The 16,469-nt window shown below is 69.2% G+C and carries 10 protein-coding genes; 3 read left to right on the top strand and 7 right to left on the bottom strand.

What is annotated here, in order from left to right; genetic code table 11:
• The first annotated feature begins 5 nt into the window (after window positions 1–5).
• Window positions 6–365 (top strand): hypothetical protein, encoded by a 360-nt coding sequence (locus IEZ09_RS14170; protein WP_189254125.1) that lies wholly within the window; start codon window positions 6–8, stop codon window positions 363–365.
• Window positions 366–808: 443 nt separating this feature from the next.
• Here IEZ09_RS14170 and IEZ09_RS14175 read toward each other — a convergent pair whose 3' ends face one another.
• Window positions 809–1,339 carry a DUF4240 domain-containing protein gene (locus tag IEZ09_RS14175; RefSeq protein WP_189254126.1) on the bottom strand — a complete coding sequence of 177 codons (531 nt, stop codon included), beginning with the start codon at window positions 1,337–1,339 and terminating at the stop codon, window positions 809–811.
• Window positions 1,340–1,415: 76 nt separating this feature from the next.
• Here IEZ09_RS14175 and IEZ09_RS14180 point away from each other — a divergent pair, with 76 nt between their 5' ends.
• Window positions 1,416–2,228, top strand: coding sequence for an SCO6745 family protein (locus tag IEZ09_RS14180; protein ID WP_189254127.1), 813 nt, complete (start codon window positions 1,416–1,418; stop codon window positions 2,226–2,228).
• Here IEZ09_RS14180 and IEZ09_RS14185 read toward each other — a convergent pair.
• A complete protein-coding gene (locus tag IEZ09_RS14185) occupies window positions 2,159–3,577 on the bottom strand; it encodes a flavin-containing monooxygenase (protein WP_229812544.1) in 1,419 nt (472 codons plus the stop codon). The two genes, IEZ09_RS14180 and IEZ09_RS14185, sit on opposite strands and share 70 nt — an antisense overlap.
• A gap of 52 nt (window positions 3,578–3,629) precedes the next feature.
• Here IEZ09_RS14185 and IEZ09_RS14190 point away from each other — a divergent pair, with 52 nt between their 5' ends.
• Complete coding sequence (locus IEZ09_RS14190; RefSeq protein WP_189254128.1) at window positions 3,630–4,232, top strand: TetR/AcrR family transcriptional regulator; 603 nt, start codon at window positions 3,630–3,632, stop codon at window positions 4,230–4,232.
• Here the strand turns inward: IEZ09_RS14190 and ctaD are convergent.
• Genes ctaD through IEZ09_RS14215 form a run of 5 tightly spaced genes read right to left on the bottom strand, consistent with a single transcriptional unit; the run spans window position 4,203 to window position 16,393 of the window.
• The gene (gene ctaD, locus IEZ09_RS14195; protein WP_189254129.1) at window positions 4,203–5,966 is read right to left on the bottom strand and encodes an aa3-type cytochrome oxidase subunit I; all 1,764 of its coding nucleotides are present in this window, start codon (window positions 5,964–5,966) and stop codon (window positions 4,203–4,205) included. The two genes, IEZ09_RS14190 and ctaD, sit on opposite strands and share 30 nt — an antisense overlap.
• Before the next feature lie 36 nt (window positions 5,967–6,002).
• Window positions 6,003–7,328: an esterase/lipase family protein gene (locus IEZ09_RS14200; protein ID WP_189254130.1), complete on the bottom strand. Its 1,326-nt coding sequence runs from the start codon at window positions 7,326–7,328 to the stop codon at window positions 6,003–6,005.
• On the bottom strand, window positions 7,329–11,243 hold the full coding sequence (locus IEZ09_RS14205; protein WP_189254131.1) for a caspase family protein: 3,915 nt from the start codon (window positions 11,241–11,243) through the stop codon (window positions 7,329–7,331).
• Between the two features lie 58 nt (window positions 11,244–11,301).
• Entirely contained in the window at window positions 11,302–12,084 is a 783-nt protein-coding gene (locus IEZ09_RS14210; RefSeq protein WP_189254132.1) for a slipin family protein, read from the bottom strand.
• Between the two features lie 46 nt (window positions 12,085–12,130).
• On the bottom strand, window positions 12,131–16,393 hold the full coding sequence (locus tag IEZ09_RS14215; RefSeq protein ID WP_189254133.1) for a glycoside hydrolase family 2 TIM barrel-domain containing protein: 4,263 nt from the start codon (window positions 16,391–16,393) through the stop codon (window positions 12,131–12,133).
• Window positions 16,394–16,469 lie beyond the last annotated feature (76 nt).

Consider the following 16,469-nt stretch of genomic DNA (forward strand, 5'->3'; position numbering starts at 1 on the left):
CACCCGTGAGCTTTCGGCGGTTCGTGCTCGCCGCGGTGCTGAGCGGCGTGCCGTCGACCGTGCACGCCCTGGTGACCGGTGACGACCCGTTGCGCGCCACCAGGGCTGCTGGGTCGTTGGTGGGTGGGGGTGCCGGCGCTGGTGTGGTGGTGCACTTGGCCGTGTCGGCGTGGTGGGTGTTCGTGTTGCGGCGGCTTCGGGTGCGGGGTGTGGTGGGTGGCGCGGTGGCGGGGGTGCTGATCGCGGCGCTCGACCTGGAGGTGATCGGGCGGGGGAACGCGCAGATGCGGGCGTTGCCGCGGGTGCCGCAGTGGCTGGACCACGTGGTGTTCGGGGTGCTCGCGGCTGGTCGGGGTCGGCGGTGATCGGGCAGGGACAACCCGGAGATCTGGGCGTTGCTGAGGGTGTCGCAGTGGCTGGGCTATGTGGTGTTCGGGGTGCTCGCGGCTGGTCGGGGTCGGCGGTGATCGGGCAGGGACAACCCGGAGATCTGGGCGTTGCTGAGGGTGTCGCAGTGGCTGGGCTATGTGGTGTTCGGCGTGCGCGCGGCTGGTCGGGGTCGGCGGTGATCGGGCAGGGACAACCCGGAGATCTGGGCGTTGCTGAGGGTGTCGCAGTGGCTGGACCATGTGGTGTTCGGCGTGCGCGGGCCGGTCGCGTTCGGAGGTGAGCGGCGCCCTTGCTCTCGCAGACCACAGGCCGGGCAGGCCGGGCCGGGTTGGGCTGGCCGGGCCGGGTTGGGCAGTTCGGTGGGTTCGATCGGTCCGGTGGGTCGGGCGGATCCGGTCGGCCACCTGGCCCGCGACGCTCACACCTCGTACAGCGCAGCCAGTCGCGGCAGCCGAGCGGCCAGCTCCTCCCCGTCGTCGAAGTCGAAGTCCCAGTCCGGGTCCAGCTCCGGGTAGCGGATGGTGAAGGCGTCCTCGGGCAGCTTCATGCCGGTGGCCAGGAGGTGCGCGTCCCAGGCCACCGAAAGCGCGGCTTCGCACCAGAACTCCGCACCGGACCGCGCCGCGTCCTGCACGACCTCCAGCGAGGCCAGGGAGTCGGGGTCGGCCACGGCGGCGCGGTAGACCTCGGCGCCCTGGGTCAGCAGCCAGCCGCGGAAGTAGTCGAAGCCGTCGTCAGAGCAGCCGCCGTTCATCACGTAGGCCGCGGCCCACAGCGGGTTGCGGTACGAGTCGGCCAGCAGGTCCCACACGACCTGTTGGGCGGCGACGATCGAGGCGGGTGGTAAGGCCGCCAGCAGGCTCGTGGCCCGCTCCACCACGGCGCAGCAGTCGGTGGGGTCGGGCACGCCGGCTCTGGCGTCGGCGATCAGGGTCCAGAAGGTGTCCACGTCTGCGAGCTTGACAGAGAGGTCTGACAATTTTCGGGGCCTGACGAACAGAGGCGGAACGATCTAGGTTGGAAGCATGATCAGGACTCTGTGGCGTTCGCTCGAAGCCGTGCACGCGGTGATCTACTTCGCTCCCGAGGCGGAGAGCCGGTACACCGCGGCCGGGCTGGACCGGCCCGGCGGGTACTTCGCCTCGCGGGCGGCCGCGCTCGGCCGGGCCAGTGCCGAGGTCGTGATCTCCACGTTCTACAACTTCAACCCCGCGCTGATCAGGGCATGCGTTCCCGCGGTGTGGGAGAAGGTCACGCCGGAGCAGATGCTGCGGCTGCGGCTCGAGGCGGCGGACGCGACGTTGAAGCAGCTGCTGCCGGACGACCTCGCGGAGATCACCGGGCTCGCCAGGAAAGCCGCCGAGCGGGCGACGGAGATGTTGCACGGGCGCACGCTGTTCGCCGCGCACGCGGGGCTGGAGTGGCCGGACGAGCCGCGGCTGCAGCTGTGGCACGCGCAGACGTTGTTGCGCGAGTTCCGGGGTGACGGGCACCTGGCGGCGTTGCTGCGGCACAACATCACCGGCATCGAGGCGCTCGTGTTGCACGCGGCGGAGGGCGACTACGCGGCCGAGACGTTGCGCAGGACGCGCGGGTGGTCCGAGGAGAAGTGGGCCGAGACGGTCGAGGACCTGCAGCGCCGTGGCCTGGTCGACGCCGAGCACCTGCTGACCGAGGCCGGGCGCGAGTTGCGGCAGAGCATCGAGGACGAGACCGACCGCATGAACGCGCCCGCCTACGACGTGTTGTCGGAGCAGGAGAAGCAGCGTTACGTCGAGCTGGCAGGGCCGTTGAGCAAGGCCGTCGTCGAGTCCGGGCTGGTGCCCGCGCGGCGCTGAGTGATGTCGTAGTCGGCCGGGTCGAAGGTGCGGATGCGGCGCATCATCCGCACCGTCGACCAGGGCCACATCGTCGAGTTGCGGCCGTTCGCGTCGAGGTAGTACGAGGTGCAGCCACCGGCGTTGTAGACGGTGCGCTGCAACGCCACCTGCACCGACGAGTTGAACGCCGCCTGCACAGAAGGACGCACGTCCGCGACGGGCCAGTCCTGCGCACGCAGCGAGGTCAGCGCCGAGGCGATGTAGCGCAGCTGGGTCTCGATGATCGTGAACGCCGACGAGTGCCCGGTGCCGAGATTGGGGCCCAGCAACAGGAACAGGTTCGGGAACCCGTGCACGGACGTCCCCAGGTAGGCCTGCGGGCTTCCGCGCCACACCGACGCGAGCGACACGTCGCCCACCCGCACGCGGGACGCCACGGGCGGATCGCTGAAGTGGAAACCGGTCCCGAAGATGATCGTGTCGACCTTGCGCTCCACGCCGTCAGCGCCGATGATCCCGTCCGCGGTGAAGCCCTGGACCGCGTGCGGCACAACGGACACGTTCGGCTGCGTCAGCGCGGGGTAGTAGGTGTTCGACATCAGCAACCGCTTGCACCCCAGCACGAAGTCGGGGGTCAGCGCGGCACGCAGCGCGGGGTCGGGCACCGCCCGCCGCAGGTGCAGCAACCCGAGTCGCTGCACCACCTTCATCACCGCGGGATGCCGGAATCCGAAGCTGAACAGCTCCAGCAACCCGAACACGACCGGGCGCGGCAGCTTCACCGACGGTTTCGGCAGCACCCAGGGGGCCGTGCGCTGGAACAGGTACAGCCGATCGACCGAGGGCTGGATCTCCGGCACGAACTGCACGGCGGACGCACCCGTGCCGACCACGGCCACGCGCCGGCCCGAGAAGTCCCGCCACCGCGCGGAGTGGAACACCTCGCCCTGGAACACCGCCGCGTCCAGGGGGATCTTCGGCTCGTGCCACGGGCCGGTCGCCGACACCAGGGCCCGTGCGGTGATCACTCCTGAGGTCGTCGTGACCTGCCACCGCGACCCGTCCCAGGCCGCGTCCAGCATCTCGGTGTCGTACTGCGGCACGACGCCGTGCGCGGCCGCTGTCTCCTGCAGATAAGCCAGGATCTCCTGCTGACCCGAGAACGCCGCGCTCCACCGCCGCGGCGCGAACGAGTACGAGTACAGCGCCGACGGGATGTCGCACGCACAGCCCGGATAGACGTTGTCCCGCCACGTCCCGCCCAGAGCCGGCGCCTTCTCGATCACGTGCGCGTCGAATCCGAGTGCGCGCAGCCGGATGGCCGCACCGATGCCCGCTGGTCCCGCTCCGATGACGAGTACGTCCACGGATACCGACGGTATTTAGATCCCATTGGGATGTCAACGTATGCTCGTCGCCATGGCCAGGTTGACGCGCGCCGAGAGCCAGGCGCGCACGAGGACGCTGCTGACCGAGACGGCGCAGAAGCTGTTCCTGCGCGACGGCTACCACGCCACGTCGCTCGAGAAGGTCGCCGACGCGGCCGGCTTCTCCAAGGGCGCGGTGTACTCGAACTTCGGCAGCAAGGACGAGCTCTGCCTGGTGGTCCTCGACGCCCTCTACGCCGAGCGCATCGCCAGGATCGCGGAGGTCTTCACCACCGGCACCACGGTCGAGGACCGGCTCACCGCCTTCGAGGCCTACGCCGAGACCATGATCGGTGACGCGCCGCGCACTCAGTTCGAGGTCGAGTTCGCCCTCCAGGCGCGCAAGGACTCCGGCCTGCGCCAGGAGCTCGCCCGCCGGGCCAACTCGGTGGTGGACGCGCTGAAGGGCCTCATCGACCACCAGGCGGAGGAGCTCGGCCTGCACCCCGTGCTGCCCACCGAGAACGTGGCCCGCGCGCTGCTCAGCCTCGGCATCGGCCTGGGCGTGCAGCGGTTCGTCGACGGTGAGCCCTCGATCAGCGTGCTCACCGACACCATGCGGGTGCTACTCGGTGTCGGTCTCCCGATGCGTTGAGGCCAGGGTCTTCTCCGTCGCCTCGTCCTTGCCGACCCGGTGCTTCCCGGGATGCAGCAACGAGAAGTGCGCCTCCTCGCGCATCCGCTCGACCATGTGCGGGTAGTGCAGCTCGAACGCCGGGCGCTCCGACCGGATCCGCGGCAGCTCCTTGAAGTTGTGCCGCGGCGGGGGAGAGGTCGTGGCCCACTCCAGCGAGTTGCCGTAGCCCCACGGGTCGTCCTGCGGGGCCGGGTCGCCGTAGCGGTAGGAGTGGAAGACGTTGTACACGAACGGAAGCACGGACGCGCCGAGCAGGAACGAGCTGATCGTGGAGATCATGTTCAGCGTCGTGAAGCCGTCCGAGGCGAGGTAGTCGGCGTAGCGGCGCGGCATGCCCTCGTTGCCCAGCCAGTGCTGGACGAGGAACGTGCCGTGGAAGCCGATGAACGTCGTCCAGAAGTGCAGCTTGCCCAGCGGTTCGCTGAGCATCCGGCCCGTCATCTTCGGGAACCAGAAGTAGATGCCCGCGTAGGTGGCGAACACGATCGTGCCGAACAGCACGTAGTGGAAGTGCGCCACCACGAAGTACGTGTCGGAGACGTGGAAGTCGACGGCGGGCGCGGCGAGCAGGATCCCCGTCAGGCCGCCGAAGAGGAACGTCACGAGGAACCCGACGCTGAAGAGCATCGGCGTCTCGAACGAGAGCTGCCCCTTCCACATCGTGCCGATCCAGTTGAAGAACTTGATGCCGGTCGGCACCGCGATGAGGAACGTCATCAACGAGAAGAACGGCAGCAGCACGGCACCCGTGGCGTACATGTGGTGCGCCCACACGGCCACGGACAGCATCGCGATCGCCAGCGTCGCGAACACCAGGCCCTTGTAGCCGAACAGCGGTTTGCGGCTGAACACCGGGAAGATCTCGGTCACGATCCCGAAGAACGGCAACGCGACGATGTAGACCTCGGGGTGGCCGAAGAACCAGAACAGGTGCTGCCAGAGGATCACGCCACCGTTGGCGGGGTCGAACACGTGCGCCCCGAGGTGCCGGTCTGCGGCGAGCCCCATCAGCGCGGCGGTCAGGATCGGGAACGCCAGCAGGATCAGGATGGACGTCACCAGGATGTTCCAGGTGAAGATCGGCATCCGGAACATCGTCATGCCCGGCGCCCGCAACGTGATCACCGTGGTGGTCATGTTGACCGCGCCGAGGATCGTGCCGAGACCGGACACAGCCAGGCCCATGATCCACATGTCCGCGCCGACACCCGGCGAGTGCACGGCGGACGACAGCGGCGTGTAGGCGAACCAGCCGAAGTCGGCCGCGCCACCCGGCGTCACGAAGCCGAGGACCACGATGATGCCGCCGAACAGGTACAGCCAGTACGAGAAGGCGTTCAGGCGCGGGAACGCGACGTCCGGCGAGCCGATCTGCAACGGCAGGATGAAGTTCGCGAACCCGAACAGGATCGGCGTCGCGTACAGCAGCAGCATGATCGTGCCGTGCATGGTGAACAGCTGGTTGAACTGCTCGTTCGACAGGTACTGCAGTCCCGGCCGCGCCAGCTCGCCGCGCATCAGCAGCGCCATCACGCCGCCGATCATGAAGAACGCGAACGACGTGGTCAGGTACATGATCCCGATCTGCTTGGGATCCGTGGTCTTGAACAGCGAGAGGAAGTACGAGCCCTTCGGGCGCACGCGAGCGGCCCCGGGGTGGGGTACTACGGGCGTTGGCTTGATAGTCGTCATCGCGCCTCCTCCGTGACCGGAACATCGTCCTCCCGGTCAGACTCCGGGGCAATCCATGACGAGCGCCGCCGACGTCACCGGCACCACCGGAGCACCCGGCGAGATGCCGCTGACCTGCACGTAGTACGCGCCAGGGGGCAATCCGCCGAATTTGATCGTCATGGTCTCGGAGATCGCGGGGCTGCGCGATTCGACCTGTTTGCCGTTCTCGTCGACCAACGCCACCTTCAACGCGCGCGGCGTGGTGTCCTTCAGCTCGACGGTGACCTCCAGGTCCTCGTCGGCTAGCACCAGGTCGGGCACGCTGACCTGCGGTTCCGTCGCCGTCACATTGCGCGGGACGATCGTGGTCGAGGTCAGGAACGCCTCCACCATGTCCAGCACCGTGGAGTTGTCCTGCAACGACGTGTGCTGCTCGACGACGCGGTGCAGCGTGTTCGAGGACAACTGCAGGCCTCGGCGCGCGGCTCCGACCATCGGAACCGTCGCGTCGCCGTACAGCTCGTCGCCCTCGTACGTGCGGTAGCAGGTCACCTTGCCGTCGGCGATGCGGGCGGTCGTGGCGGTCGGCTGCTTGCCGCCGAGGATCGCGTAGGTCTGGTCGGCGAACGAGTCGGTCAACGCGCCGTGGAACGCCATCGCGTCCTCGACCATCTTCGTGTCCTGTTCGGGCAACGTCGTCTCGGTCGTCTTGACCAGGCCGTTCGGCGACTCGATGCACGCGTACTCGGGCAGCAGCTGGTGCAGCGACGGCATCGACCTCGCGAACTCGGTCAGATCGATCGCGAGCGGCCCGAGCCCCTTGCGCACCCCGTTGACCAGCTGGTCCAGCGCCGCCGCCGCACCGCGGAACGGCGTGCCCATCGTGATCAGCTTGTCGGTGCGCTCGGCCATCCCGCACTGCTCGATGCACCACCGCGCGACGAGCCCGCCCATCGAGTGGCACACGAAACTGACCTTGGCGTTCGGCCCGATCCTGTCCAACGCCTCGTCGACGCGCTTGGCCAGCAACGCGCCGTTGTAGCGGTTGGACAGCCGCCAGTCGTAGGCGAAGAGCAGCAGGTTGCCCTTCTCGACGGTGTAGCCGAGCGAGTTCATCCTGCGGGTCACCCGGTCGTAGCCCTTCAACGGCGTCCAGATGCCGGGGATGACGTGCAGGTCCGACATCAACGCCACGGGCTCGATGCCGTCGCCGGGGTGCTCGTCGCCGATCCCGGCGGGGAGCTTGAGCCGTTGCAGGCTGCGGCCGAGGGTCAGCACGGCCCTCAGCGCGGCCTTGCCGGACACCTCCCACACCATGCCGTCCCCGTCGCGCAGCGTGCTGCCGAGAATGCCGGGCAGGACGACGACCAGATCGCTCATCTAGGACTCCGCTGGGTGAGGTTCTTCTGCGAGCTTGCGGATGAGGGTGAGCAGCGTGAGGTTCGCGGGCACCAGGTAGGTCAGCTCGTGGATCCACGCGAGGCGCTGGCCGGCGGACGGCAACGCGAGCCGCGCGTCACCGGCCCTGGCCCGCGCGACCACCCGGTACAGCCCCGCGAGCGGGTGCGGCTCCAGCGCGGTCACGGCCTGGGAGAGCGCCTGGGGGGACGCGCTCGCCGCCAGGCCGCGCAGGATCTCGGTGGCGCGCTCCGGGCTCTCCAGCGCGTCCAGCACGAGGTCGAGCACGTCCGAATCGTCGTCGGCCAGCAGCAGCAACGCGTGCGCGGGCCGGTTGTCGCGGACGTTCTTCAGGACTTCCTTGTCCAGCAGCTCCTCCCGCCGCGTCGCCAGCAGTTCGCGGCGGCGGGCGGGCGTGGCGTCGACGAACTCGTCCGCGAGGCTCGCCAGCAGCCACGGCCGGTAGGCGAGCGGCACGCCCTGCTGCTGCGCTGCCGTGCGCCGCGACTGGATCGTCTGGGCCTCGATCAGGCTCGTCCCGTACAACGCCTCGGTGACCGCCACGTCGGCGTCGGTGGACAGCAGCTCGGGGTGGTCGAGCAGGACCGCGCGCTCCTCGGCGTACGAGCGGGCGAACACCCACTTCCGCGCGGTCCGCAGCAGCGTCCGGTCCACCGTGAGCCAGTCCGGCGTGGTGTCCCACGGCCAGGGGCGGCCGGAGTCGTAGTGGCGGCGGGCGATGTCGTGCACGTCGTGGATCGCCTGCCGGGACTGCCCGACGTGGGTGAGCGCCTGGCAGAGCCACTTCGCCGCCACCGGGTCACCAGCCGACGTCGCGGCCGCGCGCAGCATCAGCAGGGTCGCGAGGTGAGGGCCGGTGAAGTGCGCGGTCACCCGGTCCCAGGCCTCGTCCACGATCTCCGGCTGACCCAGGCCCGCGCAGATCGTGTCGAGCGTGAACAGCGCGGCCGCCAGCGTCGACAACCGGTGCTGGTGCTCCGGCAGCAGGCACACCTCGACCGTCCTCAGCCCGGTCACGAGCGCTTCCTGTGGCTTGCCCGCGTCCCGCTGCCGCCGCATCAGGTTGTGCAGCGCCTGCCCGTGGATCCGCAGGCCGTCGGCGAGGTCCGCGGCCTGCCGTGCGGTCTCGAGCGCTTGCTCCCGGCTGTTGACCATGCTGTAGGCGACGCTCAGGCTCAGCGCGGCGTCCGCGAGCTGCGGGCGGAACGCGGCGTGCCGGCCGAGCGTGCCGCTGATCTCCGCGGCCTGCTGCGTCGTGCGACTGGCCTCGGCCAGCCTGCCCAGCGCCAGGTGGTCGCGGCTCAGCTCGACCAGCGCGCTGACCAGATGTGCGAGGAAGACGGGGTTCGTCTGCGCGAGGGCGAAGTACAGCTCGACCGCCTGCCTGGAGCGTTGCATCGCCTCGTAGCGGCGGCCGGTTTCGCTGCACCGGGCCGCGAGGCACGTCATGGCGCGCGCGAGCGGGGCGTCGGAGTCGACCGCGGCCACGGCCTCTCTCGCCGTCGACAACGCCTCGTGCCTGCGGCCCAGCATGGCGTAGACGTCGCTCAGGTCCACCAACGCGCCACTGAGGTGCGCCGCGTACGTCGGGTTGTCGCCGCCGTGCGTCGTCGTCTTCGCGATGCGTTGCGCGAGTCGTTTGTGCGTAAGGGTTTCCGCTGTCGTCGGAGTCGACGCGACCAGCTCCCGATACCGCACCACGGCTTCCTCGGCGGGCGCGACGGCCTGCTGGAGCCGCCCCGCCTCGCGGAACCGCTGGCCGAGCCGGTTGAGTACGAAAGCCAGGTCCGCCAGGTACATCCGGGTGGTCGGCACGAGCGTGCGGAAGTGCTCGGCGGCCTCCTCCAACGGCGGGATGGCCTCATCGCCACGACCCCAGTGCGTGAGCTCGTTGGCCGCCGTGGTCGCCGCGAGAGCGATGTCCGGCAACAACATCTCGTTGAGCATCGCCAGCTCGCGCAGGCCGTCCAACGCCTCGGTGCCCGCGTGCCCGCAGTGCCGCCACGCGTACTTCCACAGGTAGCCCGGCACGTCCGGCGGCACACCGGCGTCCATCCGCTGCCGGTACAGCTCGATCAGCGCGCACGCCACCTTCTCCGCGTCCGGCGCGAACACCGCGTCCCTGCTCGGCGCGAACGGCGGCCGCAGGTGGTCGGCGAACGTCTGGTGCGTCAGCTTGAAGACTGCGGTGCCCTCCTCGCCGTCCTGCACGACGTGGCGGCCGAGTTCGGTGAGCACGGCCGTGATGTCGTCGCGGTCGAACTTCGTCCCGGACAACGCCTCCGCGACCGCGATCCACTCGGCCTCGGGAAAACCCGCGCCGTAGCTCCACGTCAGCGCCGTCAGCAGCGCACGTGCGGACGGCACCTTCGCGAGCTCACGGTCGAAAGCCGCGTCCAGCGAGAGCTTGAGGTCGGCGCCACCGTCGGCCAGCACCTGGTCGGTGATCATCCACGCGGTCAGGAACGGCAGGTTCGCCAGCTCGTCCACAGTGGACTGCGGCGCGTCGGGACCGAGCCGCGCCAGCACGTACTCGCGGACGTCGTTCTCGTTGTCTGCCTGGTCGAGGTCGAGCGTCTCCACCGGCGCCAGCTCGGTGAGCAACGGCGCGCCACCGGCGACGCGGTGCGCCTGCCGGGTCGAGACGATCACGACGGCGTAGTTCGCGAGCTTGGTCAGCAGCGAGGTCGCGATTGAGAACGACTCGCCGCGCGCCTCGTCCAGGCCGTCGATCACCAGCACCGGCGGCGTGGCGAGCGTGCTGACCACGCCGACCAGCTCGGCGGCGCCCCGGCGCGGCCCCTCCGGCTCCGGGATCAGTCCCGCGCCCACCAGCTGGCGGCTGAGCAGGTCGGCGACGCGGTCGGCGTCCATCGCGCGGGCGTGCACGGCGGCGTCGACCGAGTCGGGGCCGGGGTCGGCGTGCCGGAACGGCGGTCCCGTGGTCAGCAGCAGGTCGCGTTCGGCCGAGTTGGACAGGCTCACGACACGGCCGACGACGGCGGACTTGCCGGTGCCCGGCGACCCGGTGACCACCCGCAGCCCGGCGACCCCGGACTTCACCCAGCTCACGACCTTGTCGACCTGGGCGGTTCGGCCGGTGAACCACGACCGGTTGTCCGCCGAGTCACCGCCTCTCGCCGCGAGCAGGAGGTGCTTCACGACCGTGTTCGCGGCGTAGACCGGGTTGGGCAGCATCGGCTGAGCGGACCCGTACTGCATGAAGCGCGGCCGTTGGATGTCGCTGTCCCACGCGTTCAGCAGCGCCATGCCGACGGCGCCACCGTCGACCAACGCGATGCGATCGCTCCACCGCCGTGCGTCCTCATCGGCCGTGGGGCCGGTCCGCAGCAGCTTGCGCAGCTTCCCGCCGAACAAGCCGTCACGGGCCGTTTCGATGCTCGAACACGACACCAGCACGCCTGCCCAGTGCACCTGGCCCGCGAGCAGCTCGTCCTGCACGGCGGCGACCGTGCGGACGGCCTCGTCGAGCTGGGCGCCCGAGTAGCAGGCGTCGATGATGATGAGCACCTGGTGCGCTCCCGACGCGGCACACCACAGCGCGAACTCGTGCAGCATGATGCCGTCGACGACGCCGTCGTTGTCCCTGGCCAGGAGCCTGAGGTTGTTCGCGACGGGGATGGCGTGCCCGCTCCACAACGCCACCAGCGCGCCACCGTCCTGCGGCTTCTGGCGCAGCGCCTTCATGTGCGCGCGGACGTCGGCCTCGGTCGGGTCGGCCAGCGGTTCGCCCTCGTACCCCTTGAGCAGCGCGCGCAGCTCCCGCACGTCGCTCACGGCGTGCTGCAGCGGCTGCACCAGCTCGTAGGAGCCGACGCCGATGCCGACGAACCTGCCTCTGACCCTCTCCCGCATGCCTCACAACCCCCTGTCCGGACGTCGCTACCGGGCCGGAGGCGTTACTCGGGTTAACTCAGTCGGACGAATCACCCTTCGGTAATTCGACGTTGCTGTTCTTCTCCAGGAACCTCAGGAGCTCCACCGGGAAAGGCAGCACCAGCGTCGAGTTCTTCTCCGCCGCCACCTCGACGATGGTCTGCAGGAGTCGCAGCTGCAGCGCCGCGGGCGTCTGTTCCATCGTCCCCGCCGCCTCGGAGAGCTTCTTGGACGCCTGCAGCTCGCCGTCCGCGGTGATGATGCGGGCGCGGCGTTCGCGTTCGGCCTCCGCCTGCCGGGACATCGAGCGCTTCATGCTCTCCGGCAGCGCCACGTCCTTGATCTCGACCCGGTCGATGTCGATGCCCCACTCCAGCGCGGGGGTGTCGATCATCAGCTCCAGGCCCTGGTTGAGGCGCTCGCGGTTGGACAGCAGGTCGTCCAGCTCGCTCTTGCCGATGATCGACCGCAGCGACGTCTGGGCCACCTGCAACATCGCGAACCGGTAGTCCTCGACGTTGATGACGGCCTTCGCCGGGTCCTGCACCTTGAAGTACACGACGGCGTCCACGCGCACGGTGACGTTGTCACGCGTGATGCCGTCCTGCGCCGGCACGGGCAGGGTGACGATCTGCATGCTGACCTTCCGCAGCGTGTCCACGCCCGGAATGATCATCGTCAGCCCCGGCCCGCGCACGGCCTGCTGGAGCTTGCCGAACCGGAACACGAGTCCCTGTTCGAACTGCTTGATGACTCTGGCGCTCATGGCGAGGCCGAAGCCCCCGAGCGCGACCAGTCCGCCGAGGATTTCCACGACCATGAGACCCGCCTTTCATCGGCGAATTCCCTTGATCTCACGGTACCTCTCATCGGCAGCTCAGCACCGGGTTCGCCCAGTCCGCGTGGTCGTGGGCGTTGCCGTCACCTCCGTCCGCGACGCGGAAGGTCAGCACCGTCGCCCCGCTCGTGTCGACCGTGATCGGGAGCGCCGCGCTCTGCCCGGTCAGCGTGGGGCTCAGGTAGGCCCGCTGCCCGTCCTTCAGGACTTCGAACGCGACGCTGCCGCTGCCGTCCGTCTCGTCGTCGACGCCGATGGTGGCGGTCAGCGTCGTGCACTTCCCGCCCGTGTAGACCGTGAACTCCGACTCCGCGTGCGCGCCGACGCCCTTGTCGAACCTCGCTCCCCGGATGCTGATCGGGTTGCCGTCGCCGCCGGAGTTCTCGCCGTTGCTGCGATCGCGTTCGAGCGGGCCCCAGCCGTTGCGCTCGCCGAGGAACTCCAGCGCCGACACCGGTGCCTCGCCCTGCGGAGGACGCGGCGTGGCGGTGAAGTCCTTCGTCACCGTCGTGGTCGCCTTGCCCGCGGTGACCTCGACGAACACCGGCCTGCTGCCGGTCTCGCCGCCGTCCCGCCTGATCGTCACCCTGGCGGAGCCGCCGGTGAGGTCGACGGAGGCGGGGGAGACCGACCAGTTCTCGGGTGCGGACAGGGTGGCCCTCGTGGTGGCGGGACACGGCTCGGTCACGACGAGCTCGGCCTCGACCTGCTCGCCGGGTTCCAGTGCGGTGTCAGCGGCCTTCAGCTCGACGGCGGGCGCGCAGTCCACCCGGTCGCCGAGCTTGCCCGTGGCCGCTTCCTGCGGGGTGAGGGGGCGCAGCAGCACGGAGTAGGCGTACTCGTTGTCGGCTTCCACCTGGTACTGCGGCAGCGGTTCGTGGAACGTCTCGCTGACACCCGTGACGCGATGAGCCGCGTGCAGGGTGGTCCAGCCGTCGTTCTTCTTGAGCGCGAACGGGTACGGCGCCCGGTCGAGGTCGTCGTAGCGCGACACCCGGACGTCCAGGTCGCCCGCCACGAGCAGGCCCGCGTGGCCGTCGGAGAGCGTCGCCCAGCGCGTGTCGGCGTGGTTGCCGAAGTCCTGCGGCTTGTAGTAGTCGTTGAACTCCTTGTCCACAGTGGACTGGTAGACGCCGATCGGGTTGCCGGACTTGCGGTCGTCGTAGTTCTCGCCGGGACCTCGGCCGTACCAGGTGAACCTGGTGTACCTGTCGGGAACCTTGAGTGTGAAACCGATGCCCGGCAGGTACGCGAGGTCGCGCATCCCGTCCTTCGCCGCGACCCGGTGGCCGACGTGGATCTCGCCGTCGCCGGTGATCCGGTAGGTGAAGGTCTGGCCGAACGACGCGTTCTGCACGGCCTGTGCGGTGGATTTCGCCGTGATGACGGTGTCCTGGCCGTTCTGCGTGACGGTGACGCTCGACGGCGTGGTCCGGAGCCGGTCGAGGCCGTTGCGGTACCAGGAGCCGTCCTCGCTCATGAACTCGTTGGACAGCGGCGCGCGCCAGGCGTCCAGCTCCGGACCGGTCTTCAGCAGTTCGGTGCCGCGCACGCGCATCGACGTGAGGGTGCCGGACCTCTTGCTGACGACGTACCGGAAGTCCTTGCCGGACACCACGATCTCGTTGTCGTCCTGGGCGGTCGTGAGCTTGCCGGGGGCGCTCGGGGTGTGCAGGCCGGCGATCTGCCTGCCGCCCACCGGGAACCCTGCGATGCCGACGTCGTTGCCCCGCCGGTCGGTCGCGCGGACGGTCAGCCATCGTTCGGTGCGGGCGCGGAAGTCGGGCAACGTGATCGTGCCCGGCTGGAGCGCGCCGCGGTGCTGGGCGATCGTGCGTCCGTTGTCCTGGACCTGCCAGCGCAGTTCGAGGTCGTCGGTGCCGGTGAACTGGCGTTCGCTGACGATCGTGAGCTTGTTGTCCTGCAAGGAGAAGCGGATCGGGGAGTGGACGGCCATCAGCTCGGCGGTCTCCGGCTGCGGCCTGCGGTCGGCCCACACCACGCCGTCGACGCCACCGGTGCCCGCGCCGTAGGACTCCTTGCGGCCCTTGTCCTCCAGCTTCTCGAAGTCGAGCGCCAGGACGGCCGTCTTCTTCGGATCCCCGGCGAGCTCGGCGTCGGTCAGGGCGCGGTGGTAGATCCGGACCTGGTCGATCGTGCCGTGCGCCATGCGGGTCTGGACGTTCTCCTGCATGGTCTCGGCGTTGCGGCCGATGTTGACCGGCCAGTGCGACCAGTCGATCGTGCCGGTATAGGGCGTGGTGGCGACCTCCGTGCCGTCGATCAGCAGCCGGAGCTTCGTGCCGTCGAACGTGCCCGTGAGGCGGTGCCAGTTGCCGTAGAAGTCGGCGGGGACCTGCGCCTCGACCGTGCGCCAGGTGCCGCTGTGGATGAAGAACTGCAGCGTCGTGCGGTTGGCCATCTTCAGCGCGTACTGGTGGTCGCCCTTGGAGATCACCGTGAAGTCACCGGTCCACTCGGCGGGCTTGACCTGCGCGTCGAGCGTCAGCCCGGTGCTCACCTCGTCGAGCTTGCGGTCGCGATAGACCTCCACGAAGTCGTCGAGTCCGCTGAGCTGCACCGCTTTGCCGTGCGGACCGTCCACGTGCGACGGTTTGCCGGACAGCCACGTCAGGATCCCGTTGGCGTCATCGGGCGTGGTGTACAGCGGCAGCGCGATGTTCTGCTCGGCCCAGTCCCAGATGAAGCCGCCCTGCACCTGCGGGTGGGCGCGCACGACGTCCCAGAACTCCTTGAAGTTGCCGAGACTGTTGCCCATCGCGTGCGCGTACTCGCCCATGATGATCGGCTTCGTCGTGGTCTTCGCCTTGGCCTCCAGGCCGGCGGGCGACGGGTAGCGCGGCCCGGAGACGTCCGCGAACGGCGCGTCACCGTCGGGGGAGTTGGGCTGGTGGTACAGCGGGCGGGAGTCGTTCTTCTTCGCGTACTCGGCCATCGTGTAGTGCGCCTTGCCGAGGCCCGCCTCGTTGCCGGTGTCCCACATGATCACGCTCGGGTGGTTCTTGTCGCGCTGCATCATCGCGACGAACCTGTCCTGGAACGCGTCCTGCCACTCCGGGCGTTCGGCGAGGCAGTTGGCAGGGCAGCCGTCGTGGTGGTGGGTCTCGATGTCGACCTCGTCGGCGATCATCAGGCCGTTGCGGTCGGCCAGCTCGTAGAAGTACGGGTCGCTCGGGTAGTGCGAGGTGCGGACCGCGTTGATGTTGAACCGCTTCATCAGCTCGACGTCTTTTTCCTGCTCGGCGCGGGTGACGTGGCGGCTGCCGCGGACGCTGGTCTCGGCTCGGTTGGTGCCGCGGAACAGCACCCGCTTACCGTTGATCTTGAGCTGCCGGTCGATGATCTCGATCTCGCGGAACCCGACGGGCTGCCTGCCGGTCTGGACGACCCTGCCGTCCCTGACCAGGTCGATCCGCAGCTCGTAGACGTTCGGGGTCTCGTCGGTCCACTTCAGCGGGTTGCTCACCTTGCCGTCCCGTACGGCGACCTCGCGGCCCTGCGGGTCGAAGAGCCTCGTCCGGACGGTGTGGCCCTCCTGCGGACCGCCGATCTTGACGTCGGCGCTGATGGTGGCGTCGCGGTACTGGGCGTCGAGGTCGGTCTTGATCGTGACGTCGGCGATGTACGTCCTGGGCGTCGAGTAGAGCCAGACCTCGCGGAAGATGCCGGAGAACCGCCACTGGTCGTAGTCCTCGAGGTGCGAGCCGGAGCCCCAGCGGTGGACCTGGACCCGCACGGTGTTGCGCCCTGCCTTGAGCCTGCTGGTGACGTCGAACTCGGCGGGGGTGTAGCCGCCCTGGTCGTAGCCGACGTACGCGCCGTTGACCCAGACGAAGTATCCGCTGGTCACGCCCTCGAATCTGAGCAGCGTGCGGTCCCAGTCCGCGGGCAGGTCGAACGTCTTCTCGTAGACCCCCGTGGGGTTGACGTCGTGCGGGATCGCCGGCGGGTCGTCCGGGTACATCTCGGTGGGGATGTTGCGGAACATCGGGTGGTCGAGGAAGTCGGTCTGCCACGTGTGCGGCACCTGGACCGTCCGCCAGCCCTCCCGGGTGTCTCTGACGTCCTGCGGCCTGTCGAACATCCGCAGGCGCCACTCGCCGTTGAGGGTCAGACGCCGTTCGGGCTTCAGATCGGGATGAGGAGGCTCCTGGTTCTCACCCGTCATCCGCGGGTTCTCCAGGTACGCCAACGCGTCCAGCGGCTCGGCCTGTGCGGTGGCGGGGGAGAGTGAGAGCGCTACTACCGTGGCTACGACGACACGAAGCATGCCCTTGGACGCTAGGGACGTGATGACAACGTCGTCAACGAATGTCCGATCTTTCTGTCCTGGTCCGATCGGGGGT

This window comes from Lentzea flava, assembly GCF_014648475.1.
Classification (GTDB): Bacteria; Actinomycetota; Actinomycetes; order Mycobacteriales; family Pseudonocardiaceae; genus Lentzea; species Lentzea flava.

Bases quoted from the DNA above. Each gene is read 5' to 3' on its own strand.
- IEZ09_RS14180 (WP_189254127.1), top strand. From the start codon at position 1,416: ATGATCAGGACTCTGTGGCGTTCGCTCGAAGCCGTGCACGCGGTGATC.
- IEZ09_RS14210 (WP_189254132.1), bottom strand. From the start codon at position 12,084: ATGGTCGTGGAAATCCTCGGCGGACTGGTCGCGCTCGGGGGCTTCGGC.
- ctaD (WP_189254129.1), bottom strand. From the start codon at position 5,966: ATGACGACTATCAAGCCAACGCCCGTAGTACCCCACCCCGGGGCCGCT.
- IEZ09_RS14205 (WP_189254131.1), bottom strand. From the start codon at position 11,243: ATGCGGGAGAGGGTCAGAGGCAGGTTCGTCGGCATCGGCGTCGGCTCC.
- IEZ09_RS14200 (WP_189254130.1), bottom strand. From the start codon at position 7,328: ATGAGCGATCTGGTCGTCGTCCTGCCCGGCATTCTCGGCAGCACGCTG.
- IEZ09_RS14190 (WP_189254128.1), top strand. From the start codon at position 3,630: ATGGCCAGGTTGACGCGCGCCGAGAGCCAGGCGCGCACGAGGACGCTG.
- IEZ09_RS14215 (WP_189254133.1), bottom strand. From the start codon at position 16,393: ATGCTTCGTGTCGTCGTAGCCACGGTAGTAGCGCTCTCACTCTCCCCC.